This window comes from Neisseria sp. P0008.S010 (genome assembly GCF_051962715.1).
Lineage (GTDB): Bacteria > Pseudomonadota > Gammaproteobacteria > Burkholderiales > Neisseriaceae > Neisseria > Neisseria elongata.
Map to the genome: position 1 here is coordinate 1 of NZ_JBQCVA010000047.1, position 17,544 is coordinate 17,544.

Sequence of the window (17,544 nt, forward strand, 5' to 3'; positions counted from 1 at the left end):
GGAAGCTGAAGATATTCAAAATCTTGTCGCTGCCTTACCGCAACAGGCGGAAACGGTTCGGGTTAAGGGTAAATCTGGAGGTCTATTTTAATTATTCTAATGATTTGCAAGAGCAGCTTACTTTAAGTGAATTGTTAGATCGTTTGGAGTTTACTGTTAGCGTTGTACCATTACTGTATTCTTCTATTGGATACATATCTTTTTCCAATATAGTTAATGAACTTGATATTGATAAAAAACTTGATAAAATTAAGATTAATTGGATAACCTACACCAACCGTATTGAAACGGCAGAAGTCCTGCCTAATGTATGTCTCCTACAAAAAACTACCGACAGGTGTAATTTTTTGGCTGTCTGATACCAAAATTGCTGCCGACAATATGGAGTATGTGGAAAAAGCTATTGAAGTCAGAAATATTCTTGCCAAGCATGATTTGCTGAAATACAGGGTATAACGGGCATGACTGTCGTGGCCGGATAGGAATCCGCAACAGGCGGTTTGAAGGCGTTTTATCCCACTTCAAACCGCCTTTTTTGCACCCGGCCTTCCCGCACCCGTGCCGGAAACGGAGGGAGGCCGTCTGAAAGCCTGTTTTACGGCTAATGACCTGACTGAATCCGCCCCATGCCTGTAAAGCGCGAATCACATCGTTTTTTAAACAATCGCGCAGAAATCCGAATACATCAAACAAAGTTGATTTGCCCGAACCGTTTGCACCGATAACTACGCAGAATGGCGGAATATCTGTCATTACAGCATTTCAGAACCCTTTGAAATTTTTGATACTGATAGACTCGATACGCATGGGTGTACTCCTATTTTCTAAAATAAATTACTTTTGATGTATCAGTATGGATAGTCTATGCCTACTTCGCCCCCTTAAACCCGCGCTTCAAATGCACCATCAGCAACGCCACTGCCGCAGGCGTGACGCCGGAAATGCGGCTTGCTTGTCCGACGGTTTCGGGTTTGTGCTGGTTGAGTTTTTGCTGCACTTCGGCGGATAAACCTTTGACTTTGCTGTAATCGATGTCGTCAGGCAGTTTTAAGGTTTCAATGTCGCGGCGGCTGTCGATTTCTTCGTTTTGGCGGTCGATATAGCCTTGGTATTTGACTTGGATTTCCACTTGCTCAATCACGTTTTCAGGCAGCCTGCACTCGGGTTCTGCGCCTTCGAGCGTCATCAGTGTGGTGTAGTCGAGGTTCGGGCGGCGCAGGAGGTCGTGCAGGTTGGCTTCGCGGCTGAGTTTTTGTCCGAACACGCGGATTTGTTCGTCTTCGGCAAGTTTTTGCGGCGTGTACCACGTTGTTTTCAAACGTTGGATTTCGCGTTCGATGGCTTCGCGTTTTTCGTTGAACATGCGCCATTGTTCTTCACCCACCAAGCCGATTTTGTGGCCATCTTCGGTCAGGCGCATGTCGGCGTTGTCTTCCCTGAGTTGCAGGCGGTATTCGGCGCGGCTGGTGAACATTCGGTAGGGTTCGTTCACGCCTTTGGTGATGAGGTCGTCCACCAATACGCCGAGGTAGGCTTGTTCGCGGCGCAGCAGGAGCGGGTCTTGTTCGCGGACGTATTGCACAGCGTTTGCGCCTGCGAGCAGGCCTTGTGCGGCGGCTTCTTCGTAACCGGTCGTGCCGTTGATTTGTCCGGCGAAGAAGAGACCTTGGATGGTTTTGGTTTCAAGGCTGGCTTTGAGGTTGCGCGGGTCGAAGTAGTCGTATTCGATGGCGTAGCCCGGGCGCAGGATATGGGCGTTTTCCAGGCCTTTCATGCTGCGCACGAGCGCGATTTGGATGTCGAACGGCAGGCTGGTGGAAATGCCGTTGGGGTAGTATTCGTTGGTGGTCAGGCCTTCTGGTTCGAGGAAAATCTGGTGGCTGTCTTTGTCGGCGAAGCGGTTGATTTTGTCTTCGATGGACGGGCAGTAGCGCGGGCCGACGCCTTCGATTTTGCCGGTGAACATGGGGCTGCGGTCGAAACCTGAGCGGATAATTTCGTGGGTTTGCAGGTTGGTATGCGTAATCCAGCAGGACACTTGGCGCGGGTGCATTTCGGCGTTGCCGCGCACGGAAAAGACGGGTACGGGCGTGTCACCGGGCTGTTCGGTGAGCTGGGAGAAATCAATCGTGCGGCCGTCGATGCGCGGCGGCGTGCCGGTTTTCAGACGACCTTGCGGCAGGTTCAATTCGCGCAAACGTCCGCCCAGCGATTTGGCGGCGGGGTCGCCGGCGCGGCCGCCTTCGTAGTTTTCCAAACCGATGTGGATTTTGCCGGACAAAAACGTGCCTGCGGTCAGCACGACGGCGCGAGCTTTAAATTCCACGCCCATCGCGGTGATTACGCCTGAAATGCGGTCGCCGTCGAGCGTTACGTCGTCAACCGACTGCTGGAAGAGGTCGAGGTTTTCTTGGTTTTCCAGCATTTCGCGGATGGCGGCTTTGTACAAAATGCGGTCCGCCTGTGCGCGCGTGGCACGAACCGCCGCGCCTTTGCTGGCGTTCAGGCGGCGGAACTGGATGCCGGATTTGTCGGTGGCCAACGCCATCGCGCCACCGAGCGCGTCGAGTTCGCGCACGAGATGGCCTTTGCCGATGCCGCCGATGGACGGGTTGCACGACATTTGTCCGAGCGTTTCGATGTTGTGTGTGAGCAAAAGCGTCTGCGCGCCCATGCGTGCGGCGGCAAGCGCGGCTTCCGTGCCTGCGTGGCCGCCGCCGACGACGATGACGTCGTAGGTTTTGGGGTAAATCATGTGGGTCATGTGTGTATGCCTGTTTCAAGTGTTTCAGACGGCCTCCGAAGGTGTAGAGGCCGTCTGAAAAATAAATGGAGAATCAAACGCGCGATTGTACGCCGTTTCGCCTCGGGCGAGAAAGGCCGTCTGAAAACGCGGTTGCGATAACTGGAAGCTTCCGCCTGCGGTTTCAGACGGCCTTGCCGTTTTCCGGCCGTTTCGGCAGCACTTTGGGCAGAACCACCGCCGCGAATGCCGAGGCGACGACAATCATCATTCCCAAGCCCGATACGGTGGAAATGTATTCGTCGAGCACGATGACGGCCATCAGGATGCCGAACACCGGCTCCAGCGTGAGCAGCAGGCCGGAGAGGTTGGCGGGAACGCGGCTCATGCCTTTGTTCCACAGCCAATAGCCGAACCAGCTGCAACAGATGCCGAGGTAGAGCAGGGCGATGCCGCCCGACCAGATCCAGTTGATTTGATAGCTTTCGGCCAGCAGCAGCGAAAACGGCAGGCACATCACGGCGGATACGGCCAGCGAGAGCGAGGTGTAGGCCGGTGCGCCGATGTCGGCAATCAGATTTTGCGTCGGACGGGTAATGCTGCAAAACACCGCGCTGCCCGCCACAATCATCAGGCAGCCCCAGAAGCCGATGTTGCCGCCGCTATGCCCGCCCGCAATCATGATGACGACGCCGGCAAAGGCAGTCAGGCCGCACAGCCAGTGATACCACTCCGCCTTGTCGCGGAAGAAGAAATGGCCGATAAACACCATCAGCAGCGGGTCCAGCCCGATTACGGTTTCCGCACTGGCGGCGGAAGTGTATTTCAGGCCGATGAATTGCAGCATCAATACCGCGACATAATTGAGGAAAGACAGCCACAGCAGCGGCTTCCATTTGTCTTTCGGGATTTTGTCGAGATAGCGGCGGCAGACGGGCAGTACGATAAGCACGGAAATCAGCAGGCGCGCCTGCACCATCAATGCCGCATCGAGCATGGTGTAGGCGAATTTGGCGGCGATAAACGAACTGCTCCAAATCAGCAGGGCGAGAATCTGGTAGAACACGGTTTCCCTTCCTTTATTTGCACGCCCGTCTGCCGCGAAATGCCGAATTTCGGGCAAAACGGATTTTTTTATCTGCTTTTTCAGCGAAATAATATAGATAAGGCCGTCTGAAAAAGCACGGCACGGATTGTATAGTCAAAGTGGGGGGATTGCCACAGAGGCCGTCTGAAAAGGCTGTTGCAGCGTTTTTCAGACGGCCTGAAGCTTTATTTCGGCTGCGAAAAACCGTATGATTGCGAGTCATTTGCAACTGAAGCCCGAAAACATGAACGATATTGCCGCCACAGCCGCCGAACATACCCGAATCTGGCTGGAAAAAGCCGTTATCGACTTGAACCTGTGTCCGTTTGCCAAAGCGCCGCATGTGAAAAACCGCGTGCGGATTGCCGTCAGCACCGCCAAACACACCGACGGTTTCCTCGAAGACCTCGACCGCGAACTGGCATTGTTGGCCGACTCGCCGCCGGACGAATTGGAAACCACGTTGCTGGTGCATCCGTCATTGTTTACCGACTTCATGCAGTTTAACGACATGCTCGATTTCGCCGATCAGTCCGTTATCGACAACGGCTTGGAGGGTATCATCCAAATCGCCCCCTTCCATCCCGATTTCCGCTTCGAGGGCACGGAGGCCGACGACATCGGCAACTACACCAACCGCAGCCCCTATCCGACCTTGCACCTGATTCGGGAAGACAGCATCGCCAAAGCCGCCGAAGCCTTTCCTGATGCCGAAGCCATTTTCGGCCGCAACATCGCGCTGCTGGAAAAAATGGGCAAAAGCGGTTGGGACGCATTGGAAATCCCGCAGGGCTGCCCGTTTCATCAAGCGGAGGATAATAAATGATTTTGCGCTGGCTTTTTTGGACGGCAGGCGCAGTGTCGCTGCTGTTGGGTGTTCTCGGCATCGTGCTTCCCATCCTGCCGACCACACCGTTCGTCCTGCTGGCCGCCGCCTGCTGGGCACGAGCCTCGCCGCGTTTTCACAGCTGGCTGCACTGCCATCCTTATTTCGGCCCGATGGTGCAAAACTGGGAAGAAAAACGCGCCGTACCGCGCCGCGCCAAATACCTTGCCTACACCATGATGACCGCGTCCTGCCTGATGATGCTCTACCGCTTCCCCGACCAATGGTGGATAACCGCGGGTACGGCCGCCATCTGCCTGGCCAGCGCGGTTTGGATGTCGCGTCTGCCGGATGCCTGAACTGCCTTTACTGTTTTCAGACGGCCTCGGTGGCTATCCAATCTATCCCGTTTCTTATAGAATGTAAGCCTTTCTCAAATCAGGTTAAGATAACACAATGACAACGAACAATCCCTTCCTGCGGGCACTCAAACGCACCAGCACCGTGCAACAAATCGTCATCGGTCTGGTTTTGGGCGTACTGCTATACATCGTATCCCCGTCCGCCGCCAAAACAGCGGGTATTTTCGGCGACATGTTTGTCGGCGCGCTGAAAGCCGTAGCTCCGTTTCTGGTGTTTGTACTGGTAACGGCGGCCATCACCAAGCATCAAAAGGGCAACGAAACCCATATCAAGCCGATTCTGCTGCTTTATCTGCTCGGTACGTTGGGTGCGGCACTGGTGGCCGTGGCCGCCGGCCTGGCTTTTCCGACCGAACTGAAATTAATCGGCGGCAACGTCGATTCCGCCGCCCCTTCCGGTATTGGCGAAGTATTGAAAACCGTACTGCTGAATTTGGTGGACAATCCGATTAAAGCCCTTTCCGGCGGTAACTACATCGGTATCCTCGCTTGGGCCCTGATGCTGGGTTTCGCCCTGCGTCATGCTTCCGCCACCACGCGTTCGATGGTGGCCGATATGGCTGACGCCGTGTCTAATATCGTCGGCTGGGTTATCCGCTTTGCACCGCTGGGTATTTTCGGCCTGATTTCCGCCACATTGGCGGCTACCGGTTTTGGGGCGTTAAAAGACTATTTCCGCCTCCTCGTGGTGCTGGTGGGCTGTATGCTGTTTGTCGCATTCGTGTTCAACCCGCTGATTGTTTGGTGGAAAATTAAGAAAAACCCGTATCCGCTGGTGCTGACCTGTTTGCGTGAAAGCGGCGTAAACGCGTTTTTCACTCGCTCGTCCGCCGCCAATATTCCCGTCAACATGGCGTTGGCGAAAAAACTCGGCCTGCATGAAGACACCTATTCCATCTCCATCCCGTTGGGCGCGACCATCAATATGGCCGGAGCCGCCATCACCATTACCGTGCTGGCCTTAGCCGCCGCCCATACCCAAGGCATCCAAGTCGATTTCCTCACCGCTTTGCTGCTGAGCCTTGTGGCGACCATCAGCGCGTGCGGCGCATCCGGCGTGGCCGGCGGTTCGTTGCTGCTGATTCCGCTGGCGTGCAGCTTGTTCAACATCGATAACGATGTTGCCATGCAGGTAGTAGCCGTCGGCTTCGTCATCGGCGTGGTGCAGGATTCGTGCGAAACCGCGCTGAACTCTTCCACCGATGTGTTGTTTACCGCCGCCGCCGATTACGGCAGCCGCAAACAATAATCCGGCTTGGAACGAAAAGAGGCCGTCTGAAAAACTGATTTAAGGTTTTTTCAGACGGCCTTGCACTATTTTCTACCGCTAATTTCCCGCTTGGATTTTGAAGCGGAAAAATGGGCAAAAAAAAAGAAAATCAGCGGGGAGACTAATTTTCTTTTAAAAGTGTAGTTTGGTGGGTCGTGAGCGATTCGAACGCTCGACCAACGGATTAAAAGTCCGCTGCTCTACCGACTGAGCTAACGACCCTAAGAAAGGAAGGGCGAATAATATAGTGCTGCGGAATATTTGTCAATACTTTTTTGAGGTCGTCTGAAAAATATTTGCTTCCCGTTTTTTCAGGCGGCCTCAAACGAATTGAAAAGAAAGGGTTTATGCTTCCTGCAAGCCCAGATGCCGCAGCAATGCGTCCACCTGCGGTTCGCGGCCGCGGAAGGCTTTGAAGGATTCCATCGCGCTGCGCGAGCCGCCGCGCGAGAGGATTTCGTTCCAGAAATGCGTGCCGGTCTGCCCGATGTCGTCGCTTTCTTCAAAGGCGGCATAAGCGTCGGCACTCAGCACTTCGGCCCAGGCGTAGCTGTAATAGCCTGCAGAGTAGCCGCCGGCGAAGATGTGGCCGAAGCTGTTGGCGAAGCGGTTGTAGTCGGGCTGTTTGATGACGGCGACTTCCGCGCGTACTTCGTCCAGCACCTGCGGCCAGTTTTTCAGACGGCCTTCTTCGGTTTCGCTGTAAATCCGCATGTCGAAGAGGCCGAATTCCATCTGACGCGCCAAGAACAGGCCGACTTGGAAGTTCTTCGCCGCCAGCATTTTGTCGAACAGTTCGCGCGGCAGCGGCCGGCCGCTTTCTTCGTGTGCCGACATGTCGGCCAGCGTTTGGTATTCCCAGGCGAAGTTTTCCATAAACTGGCTCGGCAGTTCTACCGCGTCCCATTCCACGCCGTTGATGCCGGATACGCCCAGTTCGTCCACGCGGGTCAGCAGGTGGTGCAGGCCGTGCCCGGTTTCATGGAAGAGGGTAACGATTTCGTCGTGGCTGAGGTAGGCGGGCTTGCCGTTGACGGGCGGGGTGAAGTTGCAGACGAGGTAGGCGGTCGGCAGCTGCAGGGTGCCGTCGGGCAGGCGGCGGCGGCCTTTGTAGTCGTTCATCCATGCGCCGCCGCGTTTTCCTTCGCGGGCGTATAAGTCCATGTAAACGCCGCCGATGACCGAGCCGTCTTTTTCCAATTCGAAATAGCGCACGTCGGGATGCCACACGGGCACGGTGCGTTCGGCGAGTTTGACGCCGTAGAGGCGGCCGATTTGGGCGAACAGTCCGGCCAGCACTTTGTCGGCGGGGAAGTAGCGTTTGACTTCGGTTTCGGAGAAAGCGTATTTCGCTTCGCGCAGTTTTTCGCCGGCATAGGTGATGTCGAATACCGCCAATTCGTCCAGGCCGAGATGTTCGCGGGCAAAATCGCGGACTTCGGCCAGATCTTTTTCGCCGAACGGTTTGGCGCGGGCGGCGAGGTCGTGCAGAAAGGTCAGAACCTGTTGCGGCGATTCGGCCATTTTGGTGGCCAACGAGAGTTCGGCGTAGTTAGCGAAACCCAAAATCCGCGCTTCTTCCAGCGAGATTTCCAAGCGGCGGGTGATGTCGGCGGTGTTGTCGTATTTGCCGCCGTCGGACAGTTCGCTGGCGCGGGTAACGTAGGCGCGGTAGATTTCGGCGCGCAATTCGCGGTCGTCGGCGTGTTTCATCACGGCCAGATAGTGCGGCATCTGCAATCCGATTTTGTAGCCGCTTTTGCCTTCCGCTTCGGCTGCGGCGGCAAACATGGCTTTTTCGTCGTCGGTCAGGCCTTTCAGACGGCCTTCGTCAGGGAAGTACAGGGTGAAGGCATCGGTTGCGTCGAGCACGTTTTGAGAAAAGCGGGCGGCCAGCTGCGCCCCTTCGGTTTGCAATTCGGCCAGCCGTGCCTGTTTTTCCGGCGGCAGTTCCGCACCGCTCAACACGAAGTCGCGTAAGTCGTGTTCCAGCTTGGTTTTCTGCGCTTCGTTCAAGGCGGCGAATTCGGGCGAGGCTTTGATGGCTTTGAAACGGTTGTACAGTTCGATGTCTTGGCCGATTTCGGTAAAGAAGACGGTTACTTCGGGCATCAGGGCGTTGTATTCGGCGCGCAGTTCGGGGGTATCGACCACGGAATTGAGATGGGATACCACGCCCCAAATGCGGCCGACGCGTTCGGTGATGCCGGTCAGTCGTTCGACCGTGTTCGCCCATGAGGATTCGGGCTGTGCCTTGATTTCGGCGATGGTGGCGCGGGCTTCGGCCATCGCGGCCTGCATCGCGGGCTTGATGTCGGCGGGGCGGATGTCGGAATAGCGCGGCTCATCGCCGAGGTTTAGTAATACGTTGTCGCTCATATCGGTTTCTCGTTCGGGGGAGATTAATCGGATGGAGGCCGTCTGAAAACGCCGCCTCCGGCAAAATAAAACGGAACAGGCCGCTAAATGGGGGTGTTTGCCGAAATTCCAGCCCCGCAGCAAACTTTCAGACGGCCTCCCTCCGCTTCCGGCACAGGTGCGGGAAGGCTGGGTGCAAAAAAGGCGGTTTGAATCGGGATAAAACGCTTTCAAACCGCCTTTGCTAAAGCCGCACACTTTCCGGCCGTGCGGCGTATTTCCTTACACGTTTTCCAGTTCCTAGTTATTTAATACTAGGTTCAAATCGCAAAGGAAGCCATATCCTTTGTCTTCATACTGCCTTTCCTCGGGGGAGGGGGGTAGCTGCGGTTTCACAGCGGGGTGTGGTGGTGCACACTACTGTCTTAGTCTCGGCTTCCGAAGTTTTGTTACCTGAAGAGACCTTTGCAATAACATAAGTTATTAAAATTTTATGCTCAACACCATTTTCAAAATGAGGAACCTCCCTGATTTCTTCCACTTTTTTCTCAGTATCAGAAAGGTTTTAGTCGATTGAAAATTTTTTAGCACATTTTTATGCGTCAAATTTCGTTAACAGACTATTTTTGCAAAGGTCTCCTGAAAAGAAAAGTGAACAATGAGTACTAATTTAAAAAGGGGCTTAGGAAGCTTATCACTCAATATAGTGATAAGCTTCCTAAGCCCCTTGGTATAACCAATGACATCGTTTGACATTTCTTTTCTGTCGTATTAAAGATAAAACTTTGCTATTCATTATGGATCCATTGTGCCGTGATAAAAGGTAATATTCATGTTTGGGTTCATTCTGCCAAGATTAATAAAGGGGGCTGACGTGGATGAGCATAACTGCTCATCCACGTCAGCCCCCTTTATTTTTCAGATGCTCCTGACCCCTTGCAGTTGAGACAGATTTGGTCCGACATAAAGGTTGTCTGAAAATACATTTCTCATAACCGCTATTGCGGTTGTCTGCATAATCATACTGTTTTGGCAGTATAAAAATACAGCTTATCCAAATTGCTTAAATTAGGTTCAAATCGCTAACGCGGTCGAAAATATGCTCGGTTTTATTGCCTTCTTCGTATAACTGAATGCGCAAGCGCAAGTCGTTGGCGGAGTCGGCCTGGCGGATAGCCTCGTCATAATCGATAGTGCCGGCAACATAAAGGTCGAACAAGTGCTGGTCAAAAGTTTGCATGCCGTCGCCCTGGCCGCGCGTCATCAGGTCTTTAATGCCCATCAGATCGCCTTTGAATACCAAATCTTGCACGGCAGGTGTATTAATCATCAAATCGACAATGGCAGTACGCCCTTTACCGCCTTTTTTCACAACAAGACGTTGGCCGATAATGCCCACCAGGTTCATCGCCAAATCTATCAATACCTGTTTATGCCGCTCTTCGGGATACAGGTTCATAATACGTTCGATGGTTTGGTTGGCCGTGGTGGCGTGGATGGTGAAGATACATAGGTGGCCGGTTTGTGCCAGCTGCAGTGCATATTCCATACTTTCTACCGATCGAACCTCACCCACACAGACTACATCCGGTGCCTGACGCATCGCGCTTTGCACGGCAACTTCCCAGCTGGCGGTATCGATGCCGATTTCGCGCTGGGTAATAATAGAACGGCGCGGAACGTGCAGGTATTCGATCGGGTCTTCGATGGTAATGATGTGGCCGGCCAAGTTGCGGTTGCGGTGGTCAAGCATGGCCGCCATCGAAGTGGATTTACCCGAACCGGTCGCGCCGGCCAAAATCAGCAGGCCGCGTTTCTGCATGACCAACTCTTTCAGTTTCAACGGCAGGGCCAGGTCTTCCACCGAAGGGATCTCGGTATTGATGCGGCGCATCACAAGCCCGCAGCGGCCTTGTTCGTGATAGGCGTTGACACGGTAACGCACATTGCCTTTGGACTGGACGGAGTAGTTGATTTCCAATTGGTTGGCAAAATCAGTCTGTTGCTGCTCATTCATGGTGGAGGCAACAATTTTTTCCGTATCGATGGCGGTTAATGCGGGCAGCGGTACAGGAATCAAATTACCATCAATTTTAATCGAAGGCGGGAAGCCGGAGCTGATAAAGATATCCGAAGCACCACGTTTTTCCGCTTCCTCGCACATTCGTGCCAAAAGTGGGTGCAGATGTTTACCGATTTCTGCCGGACTACCCTTACTCAGATGCGGATTTTCACCAGAAGAGTGATCCGCCACAATTTCGTTCAGCAGGTTGTTCAAATTTTGGATTTCGCTCATGATGGTTCTCCATCCGTGAATTACATAAAGTCGGCATTTTGCGCTTTGGCGCGGGCGGTTTCTTGGGAAATGACGCCGGTGCGCACCAAGGCCTGCAGCGATTGGTCGAGGGTTTGCATACCATGAGATTGGCCGGTTTGCAGGGCGGAACCGATTTGGGCGATTTTGTTTTCGCGGATCAGGTTGCGCACGGCAGCGGTGGAAATCAGGATTTCATGGGCGGCGACACGGCCTTGTCCGTCGCGCGTCTTCAGCAGGGTTTGCGAAATGACCGCGCGCAGGGATTCGGACAGCATCGAACGCACCATTTCTTTTTCGCCGGCCGGGAATACGTCGACGATACGGTCCACGGTTTTAGCCGCGCCGGTGGTGTGCAGCGTACCGAATACCAAGTGGCCGGTTTCGGCGGCGGTCAGTGCGAGGCCGATGGTTTCCGGGTCACGCATCTCGCCCACCAGAATCACGTCCGGGTCTTCACGAAGGGCAGAACGCAGAGCGTTGGCGAAGCTGTGGGTATGTTCATGCAGCTCACGCTGGTTGATCAGACATTTTTTACTCTCGTGCACGAACTCGATCGGGTCTTCGATGGTCAGGATGTGGGATGATTGGGTTTCGTTGATGTAGTTGATCATCGCCGCCAAAGTGGTCGACTTACCCGAGCCGGTCGGACCGGTTACCAACACCAGGCCGCGCGGGTTTTCGGAGATTTTTTGGAAGATGCGCGGAGCCTTCAGGTCTTCCAGCGTCAGCACTTTGCTCGGAATGGTACGGAATACGGCGGCCGGGCCGCGGTTGGTGTTGAACGCGTTCACACGGAAACGGGCCACGTTGGGCAGTTCGAAGGAAAAGTCGGTTTCCAGATTTTGCTGGTAATTTTTACGTTGCAGGTCATTCATCACCGAGGTAATCATATGACCGACTTCTTCGGCATTCATTTCGGGCAGGTTGATGCGGCGAACGTCGCCGTGTACGCGGATCATCGGAGGCAGACCGGCAGAGAGGTGTAAGTCGGATGCTTTGTTTTTCACGCCGAACGCGAGTAAGTCGGTAATTTGCATAATGTGGCCTTTGTCTTTTTACGTTACAATTTCTTGCAAAAAATAACATGGTATTTTAAATAAGAATAACGCTTTATTCCATGTAAATCTGCGTATTTTTTAAAAAATCACGAATAACAGGCAGTTAAGATGACAACCCTGCAACAGAATTACCGAAATGTATGTTCGGACATTGCCCGTGCCGCCGCCGAGGCAGGCAGGCCGTCTGAAAGCGTGCGGCTGGTGGCGGTGGGTAAAACCTTTCCCGCCGGCGACATCCGCGAAGTGTATGCCGCCGGACAGCGCGATTTCGGCGAAAACTATATTCAGGAATGGTATGAAAAAACCGAGGATTTGGCCGATTTGTCCGACATCGTGTGGCACATCATCGGCGACGTGCAGTCGAATAAAACCAAATTCGTGGCCGAACGCGCCCACTGGGTGCATACCATAGGCCGTCTGAAAACCGCCCAACGTTTGAGCGCGCAGAGGCCGTCTGAAATGCCGCCGCTACAGGTGTGCATCGAAGTGAACATTGCGGGCGAGGCGACCAAACACGGTGTCGCACCGGATGAGGCGGTTGCGCTGGCCTGCGAAGTGGCAAAGCTGCCGAACCTCAAAATGCGCGGGTTGATGTGCGTGGCGAAAGCCGATGCCGGCGAGGCGGAACTGCGCGAAGCATTCGGCCGGATGCGGGCGCTGTTGGCGGAATTGAATGCGGCAGGCGTGGCGGCGGACGTATTGTCTATGGGTATGTCGGGCGATATGGAGATTGCCGTCGCATGCGGTGCAACCCACGTCCGCATCGGCAGTGCGATTTTCGGCCGACGGGATTACAACAAATAAATCGTGATGAGGCCGTCTGAAAATGTTTTTCAGACGGCCTCATGAATAGGACAGGATAGGAGGGTTGCAAAATGAACATCTATTTCTTGGGTGGCGGCAATATGGCTGCCGCGATTGCGGGCGGATTGGTCAGGCAGGGCGGCCATCGGGTGCACATTGCCAACCGAGGTAAAGAAAAACGCGAACGTCTGGCAGAGGAGTTGGGCGTGTCCGTATCTGAAAAACTCCCCGAACTGGCAGCGGACGACGTGCTGGTATTGGCGGTCAAACCGCAGGACATGCAGGCCGCCTGCCAAGGCGTGCAAACCAACGGCGCGCTGGTATTGTCCGTCGCCGCCGGATTGAGTATCGCCACCTTAAGCCGCTATCTGGGCGGAACGCGCCGCATTGTCCGCGTGATGCCGAATACGCCGGCAAAAATCGGTTTTGGGGTGTCGGGGATGTTTGCCGACGACAGTGTTTCCGACCAAGACAAAGCCGTGGCAGACAGCATTATGCGTGCGGTCGGCATCACCGTATGGCTCGACGGCGAAGAGCGGCTGCACGATATTACCGGCATCAGCGGCAGCGGGCCGGCCTATGTGTTTTATCTGCTGGATGCGCTGAAACAGGCGGCCCGACAGCAGGGTTTCGGCGAAAAAGAGGCGCACAGGCTGAGTTTGGCAACCTTCAAGGGAGCCGTCGCGCTGGCCGAGCAGACGGGAGAGGATTTCGCCGTATTGCAGCAAAACGTTACCTCCAAAGGCGGAACCACCCACGAGGCCATCGAAACCTTCAAGGCCGGGCAAGTTGCCGAAACCGTCGTAAAAGGCGTGGCAGCGTGCGTCAACCGTTCGCGGGAGTTGGCCAAACAGTTTGAGGCCGTCTGAACATGTGGGTTCGCGCGGTATTGCTGGCCGCCTGCCTGTTTGCCACCTTGTGCTGGATAAGGTTTCTGCTTCAGGCCGCAAAGCTGCCGCATTCCCATCCGCTCTTGCGGCTGTGCCGCCGTACCACCGACTTCCTGGTTGAACCGCTGCGCCGGGTCGTCCCGCCGCTGCACCGTTGGGACGGTGCCTGCCTGCTGGCCGCAGCGGCCGTCGATTATGCCGCCTGTACCGCCCTGTTATGGCTGAACAACGAAACCTTGTTCTCCGGCGGCAAAGGCTTTGCCGCCGCCTGGCTGTTTGCCGTACTGGCTTTTTCCGAAGCGGCGGCATACGCCCTGCTCTGCTGCCTGCTCCTCCACGCCCTGAGGCAGACGGAAAACGATGCTTTGGCCGACAGCCTAAACCGCATCTGCCGTCCCATATGCCGCCCGTTTTCCGGCCTGCACCTGCCGCGCAAACTTTCTGCCCTGCCGCCGTCGGTGCTGCTTTGGCTCTGGCTGACGCAAGCCCTGCCCGCACTGACCGGCAGGCTGAACTTATGGCTGATTTGGTAATGCGGCAACGCCTATGATTAAAAAATGTAATAAAATGAAAAATAAAGGTTAAATCGGCAAATCATGCTATGATGCCGCCTCTCATTTGGCGCGGATGCGGCTGTTTATGACGAAAACCGAAGTCATTACAAGCAATTGGAAGCCGGAAATCCATCTGTACCGAATCCTGCGGCAGCCGATTTTGCGGCGCGGCGATTTCAGACCATAAAACATAAAACCAAAAGAGGAACCGTTATGGCCAAACTGACCGAACAAGACATCATCAACTGGAACGGTCCGGAAGAAGAATACATGAATGAAGACCAGCTGGCGTTTTTCCGCGAGTTGCTGGTCAAACAACAGGACGAACTGATTGAAAACGCGTCCAACACCGCCATCGAGCTGAAAAAGCACGAAACGGCTCCCGATCCGGCCGACCGCGCCACACAGGAAGAAGAATACGCGCTCGAACTGCGCACCCGCGACCGCGAACGCAAACTGCTGGGTAAAATCCAAGCCACCATCCGCCTGATAGACGAAGGCGAATACGGCTACTGCCAAGACACGGGCGAGCCCATCGGCCTCAAACGCCTGCTGGCGCGCCCGACCGCCACCCTGTCCGTTGAAGCGCAGGAACGCCGCGAACGGATGAAAAAACAGTTTGCCGACTAAGTGCCGCCCATTTCCCAGGCCGTCTGAAAAACCTTTTCAGACGGCCTTTATCCCGTTTTAAAGCCCTCCCCCGACCATGAACATATTTTACGAAGAATCCGGCCAATTCAAAGTGGCCGCCGTCATCCAGAAAAACGACTCCACCTATCAGGCCGACACTCAGCACGGCAAGCGCACCAAAGTCAAAGCCGCCAACGTTTTTGCCGAGTTTGACGGCGACATGGCCGCCTTTCTCGAAAAAGCGCAAAACGAAGCCGCCGAAATCGACACCGACCTGCTGTGGGAAACCTGCGGCGAAGAAGAGTTCACCGCCGCCGCCGCCGCCGAAGAATATTTCGGACATGCCCCGTCCAAAACCGAACTCGCCGCGACACTGATCGCCCTCTACGCCGCGCCGATGTACTTCTATAAAAAAGCCAAAGGCGTCTTCAAAGCCGCGCCGGAAGAAACCCTGAAACAGGCACTGGCCGCCATCGAGCGCAAAAAACAACAGGAAGCCCTGATGGAGGAATGGACAGGCCGTCTGAAAAACGGGGAACTGCCACCCGAAATCGCCGCCGACCTGCCGGCCATCCTCCACATGCCGGACAAACAGTCGCTGACCTACAAAGCCTTTGCCAAAGCCGCCGACAGCCTGAAACTCTCGTTTTACGAACTGGCGAAGCAAACAGACGGCATCCAATCCCTGCCGCAATACCTGCTCGACGGCTTCAAACTGCGGCATTTCCCGCGGGAGTGCGCCGCACCGCCCGTTCCCGACACCGCCGACCTACCGCAGGCCGAAGGCATCGCCGCCTTTTCCATCGACGACGACTCCACCACCGAAGTGGACGACGCGCTTTCCGTGCAAAACCTGCCGGACGGCGGCCGCCGAATCGGCATCCACATCGCCGCCCCCGCGCTGGCCGTGCAGGCCGGCGACGCCATGGAAAAAATCATCTTCCAACGCCAAAGCACCGCCTATTTCCCCGGTGGCAAAATCACCATGCTGCCCGACGAATGGGTTGCGGCCTTCAGCCTGGACGAAGGCAAAACACAGCCTGCCGTCAGCATCTATTTCGACGTCGATGCCGAGTGGCGCGTGGGCAAGCCCGAATGCAAAATCGAGCGCGTCGCCATTGCCGACAACTTGCGCATCCAAACCATAGAACCGCACTTCAACCGCGAAACCGGCCTGGAGGGCGGCAACGCCTTCCCGCACCACAACGACTTGGCCTGGTTCTACCGCCTGGCCGTCGAATTGCAAAAACAGCGCGGCAAATACGAACCCGACCGGCCGCCGCAATACGACTACGGCATCGAACTGCTTTCAGACGGCCAAGTGCAAATCAGCAGGCGCGAACGCGGCTCGCCCATCGACACACTGGTGAGCGAAATGATGATTCTGGCCAACAGCACCTGGGCGGAAATGCTGCACGACAACGACCTGCCCGGCCTGTTCCGCGTCCAACCGGCTTTGGGCAAAGTACGGATGAGCACCAAATCCGAACCGCACATCGGCATGGGCGTGCAGCACTACGGCTGGTTTACCTCGCCCCTGCGCCGCGCCGCCGACTATGTCAACCAAAAACAACTCATCAGCCTGATCGACCCCGCCGCCGAAGCCCGCTTTAAAAACGGCGATCCCGGCCTGTTTGCCGAAGTCGGCAACTTCGAATCCGCCTACACCGCCTATCAGGATTTCCAGCGCGACTTGGAAAGCTATTGGAGCCTTGTCTGGCTGGAGCAGCAAAACGCCGTTGAAACGCAGGCGCAAATCTTGAAAGAAGACCTTGTCCGTATTGACGGCCTGCCGTTGGTCGTCCGCGCGACCGGCATCCCGCCCGAACTGCCGCCGCGTACCACGGTCAAACTCAAAATTGCCGAAATCGACAGCGAAAAACGCTTTATCGCCCTCTCCTACCTGAACGCCGTCGTCTGACGCAAAAGGCCGTCTGAAAAAGCACCAACGCTTTGCCGGACGGCTTTCATTCGGCAAAAACCTGTTTTCAGACAGCCTGAAAGCCTTATTTTTCCACTGACAAGAAAGGAAGCATCATGACCCTGATTATTGAAGATATTGAAACCGGCAGCGGTAAAACCGCCGAGAAAGGCAAGGAAATCACCGTACATTACAGCGGCTACCTGACCGACGGCACCAAATTCGATTCCAGCCTCGACCGCCGCCAGCCGCTGACCATCACGCTGGGCGTCGGACAAGTGATACGCGGCTGGGACGAAGGCTTCGGCGGCATGCGCGAAGGCGGCAAACGCAAACTGACCATCCCGCCGGAAATGGGCTACGGCGCACGCGGCGCACGCGGCGTGATTCCGCCGAACGCCACGCTGGTGTTTGAAGTGGAACTGCTGAAAGTGCACGACTGATTGCACCGCATCCATAGGCAAGAGGCCGTCTGAAAACAGGGATTTTTTTGCCAATCCCGTTTTCAGACGGCCTGAGACCTTTGCAAAATCTCCTAAATTCCCATCAAGACATTTAGGGGATTTCTCATGAGCACCTTCTTCCAACAAACCGCACAAGCCATGATTGCCAAACACATCGACCGCTTCCCACTATTGAAGTTGGATCAGGTGATTGATTGGCA

General features: G+C 55.1%; 15 protein-coding genes and 1 tRNA gene. 9 read left to right on the forward strand and 7 right to left on the reverse strand.

The features are described 5' to 3' along the window. Positions 1–327: 327 nt before the first annotated feature. The 3 genes from ACTHSL_RS10350 to ACTHSL_RS10360 all read right to left on the reverse strand — a co-directional run bounded on the left by ACTHSL_RS10350 (position 328) and on the right by ACTHSL_RS10360 (position 3,809). The gene (locus ACTHSL_RS10350) at positions 328–753 is read right to left on the reverse strand and encodes an AAA family ATPase (protein ID WP_440381341.1); all 426 of its coding nucleotides are present in this window, start codon (positions 751–753) and stop codon (positions 328–330) included. Between the two features lie 115 nt (positions 754–868). Further along, a complete protein-coding gene (mnmG, locus tag ACTHSL_RS10355; RefSeq protein WP_440381342.1) occupies positions 869–2,764 on the reverse strand; it encodes a tRNA uridine-5-carboxymethylaminomethyl(34) synthesis enzyme MnmG in 1,896 nt (631 codons plus the stop codon). Between the two features lie 163 nt (positions 2,765–2,927). Then, positions 2,928–3,809, reverse strand: coding sequence for a DMT family transporter (locus ACTHSL_RS10360; RefSeq protein ID WP_440381343.1), 882 nt, complete (start codon positions 3,807–3,809; stop codon positions 2,928–2,930). Positions 3,810–4,038: 229 nt separating this feature from the next. Between ACTHSL_RS10360 and ACTHSL_RS10365 the strand changes: the two genes are divergently transcribed. The 3 genes from ACTHSL_RS10365 (at position 4,039) to sstT (ending at position 6,327) form a co-directional block, all read left to right on the forward strand. Beyond that, positions 4,039–4,656 carry a DUF1415 domain-containing protein gene (locus ACTHSL_RS10365; protein WP_440381344.1) on the forward strand — a complete coding sequence of 206 codons (618 nt, stop codon included), beginning with the start codon at positions 4,039–4,041 and terminating at the stop codon, positions 4,654–4,656. Continuing rightward, complete coding sequence (locus tag ACTHSL_RS10370; protein ID WP_440381353.1) at positions 4,656–5,015, forward strand: YbaN family protein; 360 nt, start codon at positions 4,656–4,658, stop codon at positions 5,013–5,015. The genes ACTHSL_RS10365 and ACTHSL_RS10370 overlap by 1 nt, the downstream gene beginning before the upstream one ends. A gap of 97 nt (positions 5,016–5,112) precedes the next feature. After that, a complete protein-coding gene (sstT, locus tag ACTHSL_RS10375) occupies positions 5,113–6,327 on the forward strand; it encodes a serine/threonine transporter SstT (protein ID WP_440381345.1) in 1,215 nt (404 codons plus the stop codon). A gap of 167 nt (positions 6,328–6,494) precedes the next feature. On the opposite strand, the gene ACTHSL_RS10380 is transcribed toward sstT, so the two are convergent. The 4 genes from ACTHSL_RS10380 to ACTHSL_RS10395 form a co-directional block, all read right to left on the reverse strand. Beyond that, a tRNA-Lys gene (locus ACTHSL_RS10380) sits at positions 6,495–6,570 on the reverse strand. A 123-nt stretch (positions 6,571–6,693) separates the two neighbouring features. Next, complete coding sequence (locus ACTHSL_RS10385; protein ID WP_440381346.1) at positions 6,694–8,727, reverse strand: M3 family metallopeptidase; 2,034 nt, start codon at positions 8,725–8,727, stop codon at positions 6,694–6,696. Positions 8,728–9,769: 1,042 nt separating this feature from the next. Then, positions 9,770–11,002 (reverse strand): PilT/PilU family type 4a pilus ATPase, encoded by a 1,233-nt coding sequence (locus ACTHSL_RS10390; protein WP_440381347.1) that lies wholly within the window; start codon positions 11,000–11,002, stop codon positions 9,770–9,772. A gap of 20 nt (positions 11,003–11,022) precedes the next feature. Further along, on the reverse strand, positions 11,023–12,060 hold the full coding sequence (locus tag ACTHSL_RS10395; RefSeq protein WP_049248115.1) for a type IV pilus twitching motility protein PilT: 1,038 nt from the start codon (positions 12,058–12,060) through the stop codon (positions 11,023–11,025). A 129-nt stretch (positions 12,061–12,189) separates the two neighbouring features. Between ACTHSL_RS10395 and ACTHSL_RS10400 the strand changes: the two genes are divergently transcribed. The 6 genes from ACTHSL_RS10400 (at position 12,190) to ACTHSL_RS10425 (ending at position 17,323) form a co-directional block, all read left to right on the forward strand. Continuing rightward, positions 12,190–12,885 carry a YggS family pyridoxal phosphate-dependent enzyme gene (locus tag ACTHSL_RS10400; protein WP_440381348.1) on the forward strand — a complete coding sequence of 232 codons (696 nt, stop codon included), beginning with the start codon at positions 12,190–12,192 and terminating at the stop codon, positions 12,883–12,885. A gap of 71 nt (positions 12,886–12,956) precedes the next feature. Beyond that, positions 12,957–13,754, forward strand: a complete 798-nt coding sequence (gene proC / locus ACTHSL_RS10405) for a pyrroline-5-carboxylate reductase (RefSeq protein WP_440381349.1) — start codon at positions 12,957–12,959, stop codon at positions 13,752–13,754. A gap of 2 nt (positions 13,755–13,756) precedes the next feature. Beyond that, entirely contained in the window at positions 13,757–14,308 is a 552-nt protein-coding gene (locus ACTHSL_RS10410) for a YggT family protein (RefSeq protein WP_440381350.1), read from the forward strand. A gap of 234 nt (positions 14,309–14,542) precedes the next feature. Then, a complete protein-coding gene (gene dksA / locus ACTHSL_RS10415) occupies positions 14,543–14,959 on the forward strand; it encodes an RNA polymerase-binding protein DksA (RefSeq protein WP_049254607.1) in 417 nt (138 codons plus the stop codon). 76 nt (positions 14,960–15,035) lie between these two features. Further along, a complete protein-coding gene (locus ACTHSL_RS10420) occupies positions 15,036–16,880 on the forward strand; it encodes a ribonuclease catalytic domain-containing protein (protein ID WP_440381351.1) in 1,845 nt (614 codons plus the stop codon). A gap of 116 nt (positions 16,881–16,996) precedes the next feature. Further along, positions 16,997–17,323 carry an FKBP-type peptidyl-prolyl cis-trans isomerase gene (locus ACTHSL_RS10425; protein WP_440381352.1) on the forward strand — a complete coding sequence of 109 codons (327 nt, stop codon included), beginning with the start codon at positions 16,997–16,999 and terminating at the stop codon, positions 17,321–17,323. Positions 17,324–17,544 lie beyond the last annotated feature (221 nt).